The organism is Pseudomonas stagnisoli (assembly GCF_048595745.1).
In the GTDB taxonomy this organism is placed as follows: Bacteria; Pseudomonadota; Gammaproteobacteria; order Pseudomonadales; family Pseudomonadaceae; genus Aquipseudomonas; species Aquipseudomonas alcaligenes_A.
On the sequence record NZ_CP184361.1, the window covers coordinates 3,466,635 to 3,479,139 of the forward strand.

At 67.7% G+C, this 12,505-nt stretch carries 8 protein-coding genes; 3 read left to right on the forward strand and 5 right to left on the reverse strand.

All coding sequences use genetic code 11. The annotated features are described in order from the left end of the window. Positions 1-87 precede the first annotated feature (87 nt). Positions 88-4,992: an alpha-2-macroglobulin family protein gene (locus ACOAPY_RS16755; RefSeq protein WP_465154076.1), complete on the reverse strand. Its 4,905-nt coding sequence runs from the start codon at positions 4,990-4,992 to the stop codon at positions 88-90. Between the two features lie 175 nt (positions 4,993-5,167). Here ACOAPY_RS16755 and ACOAPY_RS16760 point away from each other — a divergent pair, with 175 nt between their 5' ends. Genes ACOAPY_RS16760 through ACOAPY_RS16770 form a run of 3 tightly spaced genes read left to right on the forward strand, consistent with a single transcriptional unit; the run spans position 5,168 to position 8,034 of the window. Further along, positions 5,168-6,514, forward strand: coding sequence for an MATE family efflux transporter (locus ACOAPY_RS16760; protein WP_465154077.1), 1,347 nt, complete (start codon positions 5,168-5,170; stop codon positions 6,512-6,514). 12 nt (positions 6,515-6,526) lie between these two features. Beyond that, positions 6,527-7,564 carry a GGDEF domain-containing protein gene (locus ACOAPY_RS16765; protein WP_465154078.1) on the forward strand — a complete coding sequence of 346 codons (1,038 nt, stop codon included), beginning with the start codon at positions 6,527-6,529 and terminating at the stop codon, positions 7,562-7,564. A 14-nt stretch (positions 7,565-7,578) separates the two neighbouring features. Beyond that, positions 7,579-8,034, forward strand: coding sequence for a DUF2214 family protein (locus ACOAPY_RS16770; protein WP_142135482.1), 456 nt, complete (start codon positions 7,579-7,581; stop codon positions 8,032-8,034). 108 nt (positions 8,035-8,142) lie between these two features. Here ACOAPY_RS16770 and speA read toward each other — a convergent pair whose 3' ends face one another. The 4 genes from speA to ACOAPY_RS16790 all read right to left on the reverse strand — a co-directional run bounded on the left by speA (position 8,143) and on the right by ACOAPY_RS16790 (position 12,393). Further along, positions 8,143-10,056 (reverse strand): arginine decarboxylase, encoded by a 1,914-nt coding sequence (speA, locus tag ACOAPY_RS16775; protein WP_465154079.1) that lies wholly within the window; start codon positions 10,054-10,056, stop codon positions 8,143-8,145. Positions 10,057-10,171: 115 nt separating this feature from the next. Further along, complete coding sequence (locus ACOAPY_RS16780) at positions 10,172-10,543, reverse strand: translation initiation factor Sui1 (protein WP_237045411.1); 372 nt, start codon at positions 10,541-10,543, stop codon at positions 10,172-10,174. A 249-nt stretch (positions 10,544-10,792) separates the two neighbouring features. Continuing rightward, positions 10,793-11,323: an NUDIX hydrolase gene (locus ACOAPY_RS16785; RefSeq protein WP_465154080.1), complete on the reverse strand. Its 531-nt coding sequence runs from the start codon at positions 11,321-11,323 to the stop codon at positions 10,793-10,795. Further along, on the reverse strand, positions 11,323-12,393 hold the full coding sequence (locus ACOAPY_RS16790; protein WP_083690839.1) for a DUF2333 family protein: 1,071 nt from the start codon (positions 12,391-12,393) through the stop codon (positions 11,323-11,325). Before ACOAPY_RS16790 ends, ACOAPY_RS16785 begins: the two co-directional genes overlap by 1 nt. Positions 12,394-12,505 lie beyond the last annotated feature (112 nt).

Below are 12,505 nucleotides of genomic sequence, written 5' to 3' on the forward strand. Positions count from 1 at the left end.
ATGGGCGAGGGGTGACTCGGCCCTTACTTCCCCGCACGGCCAGTCCCCTCTCCCGTTTACGGGAGAGGGTTAGGGAGAGGGCGTAACTCAGCGCCCCTTCACCACCAACCGCTCCGGCGTCGTCCCGATGGCGTTCCACGCCGGGCGATACATCGACTCCACCTGCGGCGGCGGCACCCGGTAGGTGCCGGGGGTGACGGCGCGGGCCAGGTACAGCAGGTGGGTGGTGTCGTAGCCGTTCACGTCCAGGGCCGCGACAAAGCGGTCGTCACGGAACTCCTGGTGCTTGATCGCGGCGTTCTGCATCGACTTCTGCCACTCCTTCACCGCGCTGCTGGCGTCGTCCAGGCTGGCGGCGCTCTGCGCCAGGTTCTGGTTCTCCAGCTCCAGGCCGGCCGGCAGCAGGTCCACCACTAGGGCGTCGGGCACCCGCTCCTCGGCGCGCACCGCCAGGTGCACCAGTAGCAGCTGGCCGCTGGCCAGGTTGCCAAGATCCAGCGGGCGACCGTCCAGGCCGTAGAAACCGCGCTCGATGCTGAGGTTATTGCCGCGCGCCGCCGGGGCGGCGGTCGGGTAACCGGAGAGGGTCAGCTGCTGATAGAGCTTGCCCTCGAAGCTGCTGCTCAGGCTCAGTGGCTCGCTCAGGCTGGCCCCCTCCAGCTTCAGCGCCGGCTGCACATCATTCAGCTCGCGCACCTGGTCAGCGCTGTTCAGGGTAGCGCTCCAGCTCTTCTCCGGAGTCTTGATCAGGCCCCGGCCGGCGAGGAACAGGGCGTTGCGCTCCTGGGTCGACAGGTAGTCCTGCACGGCGCGCTCCTCGGCCAGGCTGAACAGCAGCTGGTCGCGGCTGCTGGCGGCCAGGTCGTTCTCCTCCAGCAGGGCGTAGATCAGCGCCTGGTCGCGCAGCGGGCTGCCGTAGTCGGCCAGCCACTCCTGGCGCTGGCGGCCGAGCCCCAGGCCGAGGGCCAGGGCCTCGTCGGCGCGCGGCTTGTCACCCATTTTCTGCAGGGCCACGGCCAGCTGCACCAGCGGCAGACCTGACTTGGCGTCGCCTCGGCGGTCGTACAGCGCACGCAGGCTGCCCAGCGGCGCCTGCTGACTGCGCGCCAGCACCAGGCCGGCGTAGGCCTGCACGGCGAAGCGGGTGTGGTCGAGGTTGTCGCTGTAGCCAGCGTCGATCAGCTGGCGATCCTGCAAGAAGCGCAACAGGCGTTCGCTGGCCTTCTCTAGCGCCTCCGGCGGCACGGCGAAGCCCTGCTCGCGGGCGCGCAGGAGGAAGTCGGTGACGTAGGCGGTCAGCCAGAACTCCTCGTCGCTGTCCGAGCCCCACAGGCCGAAGCTACCGTTGTAGCGCTGCATGCCGAGCAGGCGCTCGATGCCGATCTCGATGGAGTTGCGCCGTTGCTCTTCCGGCTCGCCTTCCAGGCCAAGCTTCTTCAGCGTCGCCGCGTCGGCATAGAGCGACGGGTAGAGGCCGCTGGTGGTCTGCTCCAGGCAGCCGTAGGGATAGGCCTTGAGCGCCTGGATCTGCTCGGCCAGGTTCAGCGGCGGACGGCTGGAGACGCTGAGCAGCACCTCGCGCCCGGCCGGCTCGAAGGCGGCCAGAGTGCCGGCTGGCAGCTGCCAGCTGTCGCCCTGCAGCACGCCACGCAAGTGTTTCTGCTGCGCCGGCCAGGCCGAGCGCACGCCGATGCGCCACTCGCGGCTGAACGCCGGCAGGTTCTCGCCCGGCAGGCTCAGGCCGTTGACCTTGACCCGCAACACGCCAGCGCCGTAGCCGCCCATGGCCCGCACCGGAATGCGCAGGGTGTGGCGCTGGGCCTGGTCGAGGGCCAGTGGTGCGCGGTGGCCGGCGGGGTCCGCCAGGCTGAGCTGGCCCTCGGCCTCGACCTGCACCTCGAGTTTCTGCGCGGCGCCGGACAGGTTGGTCAGGTCCAGGGCCACGCTGGTCTCATCGCCACCGGCGAGGAAGCGCGGCGCCGAAAGCTCGGCCACCAGCGGCGCGGCGACCACCGTCTTGCCCTCGCCCATGCCATAGCGCTCGTCGGTCCAGGCCTGGGCCATCAGGCGCAGTTCGCCGTTGAAATCGGGGATGTCCAGGCTGACGTCGCCTTCGCCCTGGGCGTTCAGCTCGATCGGCACGCTCTGCAGCGCGACTATGGTGACGCTGGTATCCGGGCGCTTGCCGCCCTTAGCCAGCGCCGCGTCGCCACCGAAGGCCAGCTTGGCCAGGCGACCCTGGCCGGCCTCGATCAGTTGGCCGTAGACATCGAGCTGGTCGACACCGTAGGCCTTGCGGCCGAACAGCTCGGCGAACGGGTCAGGCGTCTGGTATTCGGTGATATTGAGGATGCCGACGTCCACCGCCGCCACCAGTACATTGACCTTCTGCGCCGGGCTGCCGTCGGCATTCTTCGCCTGCACCCTGACCTTCAGCGGCTGCTGCGGGCGCATCTTCTCCGGCGCCTCAAGACTGACCTGCAGCTTGCGCGGTGCGCGGTCGAACGGCAGGTGCAGCAGGCCCACGGAGCGCTTGGGCGTGGCACCCGCCTTGCGCTCGCCGGGTCGGATGACCAGGGCACTGACATACAGGTCATGCCTAGCCCACTCCTTGGCCAGCGGGATATCGAAGCTCCTGCCCTCGGCAGGCACCTCGATCTCCTGCCACCACAGCGGACCGTCGCTGGACTCGACCATCAGGTAGCCGCTGCCACCGGACGGCGGCGTGACGGTGACCTGGGCCGTGTCACCGGCGCGATAGGCCGGCTTGTCCAGAGCCAGCTTGACCTGGTCCGGGCGCACCGCGCCGCCTTCGGTGTTGTCCTGCCAGGAATAGCCGGCCCAGAAGCGCAGGCTGCTGGTGAGGCCGGTCTCGGGGTCGGTGACCTCTACCCGGTACGGGCCCCACTCCACCGGGAAGCTGACCTTGGCGGTGCCGCCGGCGGCGACCTTGATGCCCTCCTCGCCGAGGTTGAGGAACTTCTCGTTGTAGTGGTAGTTCCAGCCCTCGCTCTCCGAGAAGCTCCAGTAGTAGTCGCGGCGCTCGCGGATCAGGCGCACCTGCAGGTTGTCGCTGGCCAGCTTGTTACCGGCCGGGTCGGCCAGCAGCACTTCGAATTCGGCCAGGCCGTCGCCATCCACATTGTCGCCGTCAAACAGGCCGCGCAGGCCCGGCAGGCGCTCGGCCGGCCACACCGGCTGCACCAGGCGGCGGGTAATTGGGCGACCGCCGGACTCCTGCAGGCTGGCCTGGAGGATCAGCTGCAGTGGCGACTTGGCCTCGGCCCAGCGGTTTTCCACGCCGACCGTGGCCTTGCCCTGGGCGTCCAGGGTGGTTTCTTCCAGTTCCAGGTCCTGGCTCAACTCCTCCTCGGTGACCGAGCCGAACTGATAGCCGGGCAGCGCCTTGACCGCCTCGCGCAGCGGGCGCACGTAAACCTGGCCGGTGAGGCGATTGCCGGAAGCCGGCGCGCCGTAGAGGTAGCGGCCTTCGATCTGGAAGCGCGCGGCGTCGCTCGGCCTGATCGGACTGTCGCTGCCTTTCAGCTCCAGGGCCAAGCGCTCGGGGAGAAAATCCTCGACCAGGAATTCATGGACCTGCTGGCGGCCGCCGCCGAAGTCGAACAGCAGTTGCCAGCGCCCGGTCGGGGCCTCGCCGGCCAGTTGCAGCTGGTACTGGTACAGACCGTTGTCACCGGACTGCCAGACGAACTTGCGGCTGACCTGCTCGTCCGGCCGGCGCACTTCGACGTTGACCGGTTGCGGCTTCACCGCACGGCCGTCGGCATCGCGCAGCAGGGCGTTGAGCAGCACCCGCTCGCCCGGGCGATACAAGTCGCGCGGGCCGAACACGAAGAACTGCAGCGGGTTGGCCACCGGGCCGGCGATGTCGAACTCGGCCAGGTCCAGGGCCGGGCTGCCGAGATTGAGCAGGCTGGTCTGCTCGCCCTGGCGGGCCAGCACCACGGCGGCCTTGTCCGGCAGTGGCAGTTCGGCGTGGCCGGCATCGTCGGTCGTGGCGCTGGCCAGCACCTGGCCGTTGCCGCCGAGCAGTTCGACCTCCACGCCCTCCAGCGCCTGGCCGCCTTCCAGGGCCTGGGCGAAGGCGTCCAGGCGGCCGTGGTAGCGGTGCACGGACAGGCCGATGTCGCTCAAGGTGAACAGGGTCGCCGGCTGCGAATAGTTGTAGGTACCGGCCTGGCGCATCACCGCCAGGTACACGCCGGGCTGCTTGAACGGCGCCAGGCCGGCGATCGGCAGCAGCAGGGTCTCGCGGGTATTGCGCGCCGGGTTGAGTTCGAAGCGGCCGCTGTAGACCAGTTCGGCCATCGGCAGCAGCTCGCGCGACTGCCAGGTGTCCAGGTTGGAGCTACGGCCCCACTGGGCGAGAAAATTGGGCAACGACTCCTGCTTGATGCGGAAGAACTCGACGTTGACCTTGTCGACGTTCAGCGCTATCACCGGTAGGCCCTCGGCCAGACGGGTCGGCAACAGCGAGCCGCGGCTGGCGAAGCCGACGCTGGGCTGCAGGTCGCGGGTGTCGAGGCTGGTGTTGTACTCGGCGGCCAGCTCGCTGCCGTTGATCGCGCGCAGGCCAGGGTCGATGGACAGCACCAGACTGCGCCGCGGCTCCAGATGGCGCAGACGCAGCTCCATCAGGTTGTCGGAAAGTTCCCAGGCGCCATCGACCTTGCCGGTCTTCTTGTCCACCAGGTGCAACCTGGCGGCGAAATCCTGCTCCGGGTCCAGCGGCACGCTGAAACTCACCGACAGGGTGCTGGCGCCGTCCAGCTGGACTTCCGAGGCATCCGCCACGGTCAGTTCACGGTCGGCATAGCGCTTGGCCAGCTCGGCCTTGTCCAGCGCCGGGCGGGGCGCATCCTGTTGCGCGGCCGGCTTGCCGGAAGGGGCCACGGGCATGCCGGGAGTGGAGGAATCGCAGGCGCTCAGCAAAGCGAACACGGCGGCCAGAAACAATCCTTTGTACGACATGGCGAACTCTCGGAAGCGTGACGGCAGAGACTCGGCACTATAGTCGAGGCCCCTGCGCTCTTCGAGGAACGAGCACGCAGTTCACTGCCGCTTCGACGGGTAGCTGACAGAGCACAGCCCCCAGCCAGGCAGCAGTGCCGGCGGCGCTATACTGCGGCCCTGTTCCGGAGTACCCATGTCCATATTGCTCGATGCCTGGCGCCACACCCCGACCCATCGCAAGGTCTGGGCCCTGGCCGCACCGATGATCCTGTCCAACCTCTCGGTACCCCTGGTGACGCTGGTGGATACCGCCGTCATCGGCCATCTGCCGCACACCCAGCAGCTCGGTGCCGTGGTGGTCGGCGGCAGCCTGTACGCCATGCTGGTCGGTGTATTTGGCATTCTGCGCATGAGTGCCACCGGCTTCGCCGCCCAGGCCGTGGGCCGTGGCGATGGCGGCGCGCTGCGCCAGGTGCTGTTGCAGAGCCTGGTGCTGGCAGCGCTGATCGCCCTGCTGGTCGGTCTGCTGGCGATTCCACTGAGCGGTGTGGCCCTGCAGCTGATGCAGCCCTCGGCGCAACTCGAGGCGCTGACCCGCGAGTTCTTCCAGGCGCGTCTGTTCGGCCTGCCGGCGACCCTGGCGGTGGCCGCACTGATCGGCTGGCTGCTCGGCACGCAGAATGCCCGTGGCGCATTGGCGGTGATGCTGACCACCAACCTGCTGAACATCGCCCTCAACCTGTGGTTCGTTCTCGGCCTCGACTGGGGCGTGCTCGGCTCGGCCCGCGCCTCGGTGCTCGCCGAATGGAGCGGCGCCCTGCTCGGCCTGTTACTCGCCTGGCGCACCCTCGGCCGTCACCCCGGGCAGGTCGACCGCGCGGAGCTGCGCCAGTGGCACAGCTGGCGCGCGCTGCTGGCAGTCAACCGCGACATCCTGATCCGCACCCTGGCCCTGCACCTGGTGTTCTTCCTGATCACCGTGCAGGGCACCCGCCTGGGCGATGCCACGGTGGCGGCCAATGCCCTGCTGCTCAATGGCCTGCTGGTCGCCGCTTTCGCCCTGGACGGCCTGGCCCATGCGGTGGAGGCCCTGTGCGGCCACGCCATCGGCGCCCGCGACCGCCTGGCGCTGCGCCGCGCCCTGCTGGTCGCGGGGGGCTGGTCGCTGCTCGGCAGCCTGCTGTTCGCCCTGCTGTTCCTGCTCGGCGGGCGGCTGTTCATCGAACTGCAGAGCGACATCGCCGAGGTGCGCAACGCCGCCTACCCCTACCTGCCCTACCTGGCGCTGCTGCCACTGATCGCGGTGTGGAGCTACCTGCTCGACGGCCTGTTCATCGGCGCCACGCGAGCCCGGGAGATGCGCGACGCCATGCTGGTCAGCGTCGCCCTGGGGCTGGTTTTCGGTGCACTGCTGCAGGATCTGGACAATCACGGCCTGTGGCTGGCTCTCCTATGCTTTATGCTGATGCGCGGCCTCAGCCTGGCCATCCTCGGCTGGCGCCTGCAACGCCAAGATGCCTGGCTCGCGACGAGCCACTGAGTGGAGACGGATATGCAGCCTGCCCCCATTCCCGCCGATGAAGCCCTGCGCCAGCGCGCCCTGGACGACATGGAACTGCTCGACACGCCGGCAGAGCTGTACCTGGATACCCTGGTGCACCTGACCCGCGAGCTGTTCGAAGTGGAAAGCGTACTGATCAGCCTGGTCGACCGTGATCGTCAGTGGTTCAAGGCCCGCATCGGCCTAGACGGCGATTCGGCGCCCCGCGATACCTCGTTCTGCGGCCACGCCGTGGCGGCCCGCCAGCCGCTGGTGGTGGAAAACGCCCTGAGCGATCCGCGCTTTGCCGACAACCCGGTGGTCACCGGGCCACCCTATGTGCGCTTCTACGCCGGCCAGCCGATCTACAGCCGCGACCACCAGCCAATCGGCACGCTGTGCCTGATCCACCCCGAAGCCCGCGCCTTCAGCCCGAGCGAACACTCGCGCCTGCACGACCTTGGCATCCTGGTGGAAGGTTATCTGCACATGCGCAGCATGGGCCAGCAGGCCCAAACGCTGCGCCAGGCGGTGGATCGCGAGCAGCGCAAGGCGCTGATCGACCCGCTGACCCAGCTGTGGAACCGCGCCGCCCTCAACCAGTTCTTCGAGCGCGAGATGGCCCGCGCGCAGGATGTCGGCCTGCGCCTGGGCGCCATCTACATCGACCTCGATCACTTCAAGCAGGTCAATGACCAGTTTGGCCATGGTGGCGGCGACCAGGTCCTCTGGCAAAGCGCCCGGCGCATGGGTACGGCACTGCGCCCGGATGACCTGCTGATACGTCTGGGTGGCGAGGAGTTCGTCGCCCTGCCGGCCGTGCACGATGCCGCGGAGCTGCGCCAGGTCGCCGAGCGCATCCGCCATGCCATCTGCGACGAGCCGATGAACATCGGCAACCAGCTGCACCCCATGACCACCAGCCTGGGCACCGCCCTGATCCTGCCCGGCGAAAGCCAGGCGGACCTGCTGGAGCGCGCCGACGCGGCGCTCTACCAGGCCAAGAGCCAGGGCCGCAACCGCACCCTGCACGCCACCGACAACCTCTGAGCCCGGGAGCCACCATGGCCGACGCCATTGCCGCCAGCCTGCATTACCTGTCCATCTTCGTGCTGTTCGCCCTGCTCACCTGCGAGCACATCCTGTTCCGTGCCGACCTCGACCATGCCACGGCAAAGCGCCTGCTGCGCATCGACATCGCCTACGGCATCACCGCCGGGTTGGTGCTGGTGACCGGCGCGGTGCGGGTGGTCTGGTATGGCAAGGGCCTGGACTACTACCTGCACAACGGGCTGTTCCACGCCAAGGTCGGCCTGTTCCTGCTGATCGGCCTGCTGTCGATCGTGCCGACCCTGACCTTCTTCAACTGGCGCAACGCGCTGCTGGCCGGCCAGGCGCCGGACATCAGCCCGGCCACGGCCAGGCGCACCATCTGGGTGATCCGCCTCGAGCTGCTCCTGCTGGTCTGCCTGCCGTTCCTGGCCAGCCTGATGGCACGCGGGGTGGGTTACTCCAGCTGAGTAGCAGGTAGCTCCCATGAAAAAGCCCGGCGATTGCCGGGCTTTTTTGTTGCTTGGACCAGATGGAGGAGCGGCCGCGCACTGCCTGCAAGCACCTCTCCCAGCGTCTCAGGTCGCCAGGTAGGACGAGCGGGTCAGGCCCAGGCGCAGCGCATCCAGGTACTGGGCGCGCTCAGCGGCCGAGAGCTTGGCGCCGGCCACCTTGTCGCGGTAGTAGGTCATCAGCTCCTCGGGCGACAGGTGCACGTAGCGCAGCATGTCCTCGATGGTGTCGTGGGTCTCGATGCCGGTGTGCACCACGCTGCCGTCCGGGCGCTGGTAGATGTTCACCGAGTCGGTGTCACCGAACAGGTTGTGCATGTCGCCGAGGATCTCCTGATAGGCGCCGACCAGGAACACGCCGAGCACGTAGTCCTCGCCCTCGCGCACCTCGTGCACCGGCAGACTGGTCTCGATCGACTGCTCGTCGACGTACTGGCGGATCTTGCCATCGGAGTCGCAGGTCAGGTCCTGCAGCACGGCGCGACGCAGCGGCTCCTCGTCCAGGCGGTTCAACGGCAGGATCGGCAGGATCTGGCCGATGGCCCAGGTGTCCGGCAGGCTCTGGAACACCGAGAAGTTGCAGATGTACTTGTCCGCCAGCTTGTCGTTGAGTTCGTCGAGCACCGCGCGGTGCGAGCGCTGACGCGCCTTGAGCTGGTTGTGCAGGCGCCGGCAGATGGCGAAGTAGCACTGCTCGGCCAGCGCCTTCTCGGTCAGGTTGAGCTTGCCGGCGGAGTACTGCGCGGCCACTTCCTCGATGTAGTGGGTGGCGCGCCAGTAGCTCTCGGCGACCATCTCCGGGTCGCTGTCGGCGAGCAGGTCGATGAGGTTCTGCAGCACTTCCGGCTGCTCGACGTTCGGGTCGATCTGCGGCATGTCGTCGTTGTGCCGCTCGACGTCGGTCACCTGCACCACCAGCACGGCGTGGTGCGCAGTCATCGCCCGGCCGCTCTCGGAGAAGATGTGCGGATGCGGGATGTCCTGGCGGTCGCAGAATTCCTTGAGCATGTCGACCACGGTGGAGGCGTAGTCCTCCATGTCGTAGTTGATCGAGCTGGCATTGCGCGAGTGGGTGCCGTCGTAGTCCACGCCGAGGCCGCCACCGACATCGATATGGTCGACCGGCAGGCCCAGGCCGCGCAGCTCGCCGTAGTAGCGGATGGCTTCGCGAAAGCCCTTGCGGTAGTCGGCGATGTTGGCGATCTGCGAACCCATGTGGAAGTGCAGCAGGCGGATGCCCTGGTCCAGCTTGGCGGCCTTGAAGCGCTCGACCACAGCGAGGATCTGCGCGGCGGACAGGCCGAACTTGGACTTCTCGCCACCGGTGTCGGCCCACTTGGAGGACGCCAGCGAGGACAGCCGTACGCGCAGGCCCACCTGCGGGGTGACCTTGAGCTTGGCCGCCTCCTCGATGACGAACTGCACCTCGGACTCCTTCTCGATCACGATGAACACGTTGTGACCGAGCTTCTGCCCCATCAAGGCCAGGCGGATGAACTCGCGGTCCTTGTAGCCGTTGCAGACGATGGTGCCGCCCTTGGGTGCCAGTGCCAGCACGGCCATCAGCTCGGGCTTGGAACCGGCTTCCAGGCCGATGGAGACGTCCTGGGTGGCGATGATGTTCTCCACCACCGCCTCCTGCTGGTTGACCTTGATCGGGTACAGGGCGGTGTAGCGGCTGCCGTATTCGAGGCGCTCGATGGCCGCGTCGAAGGCGCTAGTCAGCTGGCGCACGCGGTACTGCAGGATCTCCGGGAAGCGCACCAGCAGCGGCAGCGACAGGCCGCTGCCGCGCAGGTCGTCGAGCTGCGCATAGAGATCGATGGGCGCGCTGTCCGGGCCGTTCGGGCGCACTTCCACCCGACCGGCATCATTGATCGAGAAGAAGCCGGCGCCCCAGTGGCGAATGCCATATACGCTGCGGCTGTCCGCGACTGTCCATTGGCTGCCATCGTCTTTGCGGGTGCGTCTTGCGGCCATCGAGGTCTCCTGTAGGCGAGAAAGGGCTGCCGCCGGGCAGCACGGGTAATGCATCAGATGAAGGTTGCAGGAGTGTGGACCGCCCCTGCCGCAGAGAAGTTTAGGAAGTGGCGGTTCAGCCGCCGGACTTCTTGGCCTTGAAACCACGCTTAGTCAGCTCTTCGAGGAGCAGCTCGACCATGTCGCCCTGGATTTCGATCACGCCGTCCTTGAGCCCGCCGCCGCAACCGCAGCGTTTCTTCAGCGCGCTGGCCAGCTCCTTCAGCTCGGGCTCAGCCAGCGGCACGCCGGTGACGGTGGTGACGGTCTTGCCGCCACGGCCCTTGGTCTCGCGGCGCACACGGGCGATGCCGTCGCCTTCGGGGATCCGGCTCTGCTTGCAGATGCAGGCGGCCACGGGCTGGCCACAGTCGGGGCAGTGCCGACCGGCATCGGTGGAATAGACGAGACCGCCGAGGGCGGAGAACGACGCAGCTTTCTTGACCACCGGCTTTTCCTCGTAGGGGTCAGGATAGCGACTGGCCGGCGGGGAGGCCGACCGCGAGGCCCCACTCAGGCAGGGGCAGCGCAACCAGGCATGGCGCCTGGCGTTGAAGGTGGCGCAGTGTAAGGGCAAAAGACCGCGATGCTAAGTGCGAAATTGCGCCATTGATCGACGGATTGGCGACCTTGTGCGGCATCACGCACGCCATGCCCGGAAATACTGCACAAAGCCGCGCCGGGCGCGGGTTGCCGATCAGCTCGCCAGGTACAGGCGCAGTGCCTGCAGCGAGTCCGGGCAGTAGGGTTTGGCCTGCGCTTCGGCCAGCGCCTGCTGCGGGGCGATGAAGCGCGCCTCCAGCACCTCCTCCGGCTGCAACAGCAACGGGGCGTCGGAGATGGCGGAGAACACTGCGCCCCACAGACGGTTGCCCGGCTCGGCGAAATGAAAGCGGCCGTGCTCGCGCAGCGGTACACCGGCGATGCCCAGCTCCTCGTGCAGCTCGCGGGCGGCGGACTCGGCATAGCTCTCGCCCTCGCCGACCATGCCGCCGGCGGCCACGTCCCAGTAGCCGGGGTAGATCGCCTTGCTCAGGGTGCGCCGGTGTACGCACAGCTCGCCGCGCGTGTTGAACAGCAGGATGAAGGTGCCACGGCCAATCAATCCGCGTTCGCGCAGCTCGGCCCGCTGCAGGCCGCCGAGCAGGCGATCCTGCTCGTCGACCCAGGCGACCCGCTCCAGGTCGGAGGCGGCCCGGTGCGCCGCCTCGCGTGCGGAGATATCCATCAGCCCTGGCTCAGCAGGGTACGCAGGTCGATGATCGCGGCGTTGGCGCGGGAGATGTAGTTGGCCATCACCAGCGAGTGGTTGGCCAGCACGCCGTAGCCGCTGCCATTGAGCACCATCGGGCTCCACAGTGGCTCCTGGGCCGCCTCCAGCTCGCGGATGATCTGCCGCACGCTGACGGTGGCGTTCTTCTTCGCCAGCACGTCGGCGAAGTCCACCTCGATGGCACGCAGCAGGTGCGACAGCGCCCAGGCCTGACCACGGGCCTCATAGAACACGTTGTCGATCTGCAGCCAGGGGGTCTTCACCTCTTCTTCACGGCCCGCCAGGTTCTCGCCATCCACAGCGACCTTGCCCTCCGGAAGATCGGTATTCAAGCGGACGCGACCGACACTCGCCGACAGCCGCTGCGAGAGCGAGCCCAGGCGGGTCGCGACATCGCCCAGCCAGCTGTTGAGGTTGTCGGCACGGGCATAGAACTGCGCCGAGGGCTGACTCGGATCGGCCAGCGCGGCCAGGTAGCTGTCCAGCGACTTGAGGCCGGCGGCGTACTCATCCTCGGAGGCAGGCAGGGCCCAGCTCTTGTTGTCGAAGTTGAAGCGCTGCTCGGCCTTGATCAGCCGCGAGTCTTCGGTGGACTGCGACTGCGAGCGGGCAAAGTCCTTGCGCAGGGCCCGCGACAGATCACGCACCTGCACCAGCACGCCGTACTCCCAGGCCGGCATGTTATCCAGCCACAGACCGGGTGGCGCGATGTCGTTGGAGAGGTAGCCACCCGGCTTGTTCAGCAGGGTGCCGGACACCTGCTTGAGGGTTTCCACCGTGGTGTAGCCGCTGACCAGCTTGCGCTGCGCCTGCTCGGCAGCCGCCTGAGCGTGCTGCTGTACGGGGAACAGCTCGGGTTCCTGGCTCCAGTACCAGCCCACCAGCATGGCGGCCAGCAGGTAGAGCCCGAGCAGGGTGCCCAGGGTGCGGCTCAGCCACAGGCCGCCGAAGTAGCTACGCGCGTTGTCCACCGAGTCGCTGACGTTGCCACGCAACTCGTCCGTACCTTTCTTCCAGTCCAGCATGATCTTGGTCCTTGATTGCTCGTCTCGCCCGATCCACCCCTTTCCGCGGCGGACCATTGTCCCGCACTATAAGTGAAGCGCAGCGCACAAGCAGTGTCGGAATGCCCGGAAA

Excerpts from the sequence above, each read along its gene's own strand:
- ACOAPY_RS16755 (WP_465154076.1), bottom strand. The coding sequence starts at position 4,992 with ATGTCGTACAAAGGATTGTTTCTGGCCGCCGTGTTCGCTTTGCTGAGC.
- ACOAPY_RS16760 (WP_465154077.1), top strand. The coding sequence starts at position 5,168 with ATGTCCATATTGCTCGATGCCTGGCGCCACACCCCGACCCATCGCAAG.
- ACOAPY_RS16765 (WP_465154078.1), top strand. The coding sequence starts at position 6,527 with ATGCAGCCTGCCCCCATTCCCGCCGATGAAGCCCTGCGCCAGCGCGCC.
- ACOAPY_RS16770 (WP_142135482.1), top strand. The coding sequence starts at position 7,579 with ATGGCCGACGCCATTGCCGCCAGCCTGCATTACCTGTCCATCTTCGTG.
- speA (WP_465154079.1), bottom strand. The coding sequence starts at position 10,056 with ATGGCCGCAAGACGCACCCGCAAAGACGATGGCAGCCAATGGACAGTC.
- ACOAPY_RS16785 (WP_465154080.1), bottom strand. The coding sequence starts at position 11,323 with ATGGATATCTCCGCACGCGAGGCGGCGCACCGGGCCGCCTCCGACCTG.
- ACOAPY_RS16790 (WP_083690839.1), bottom strand. The coding sequence starts at position 12,393 with ATGCTGGACTGGAAGAAAGGTACGGACGAGTTGCGTGGCAACGTCAGC.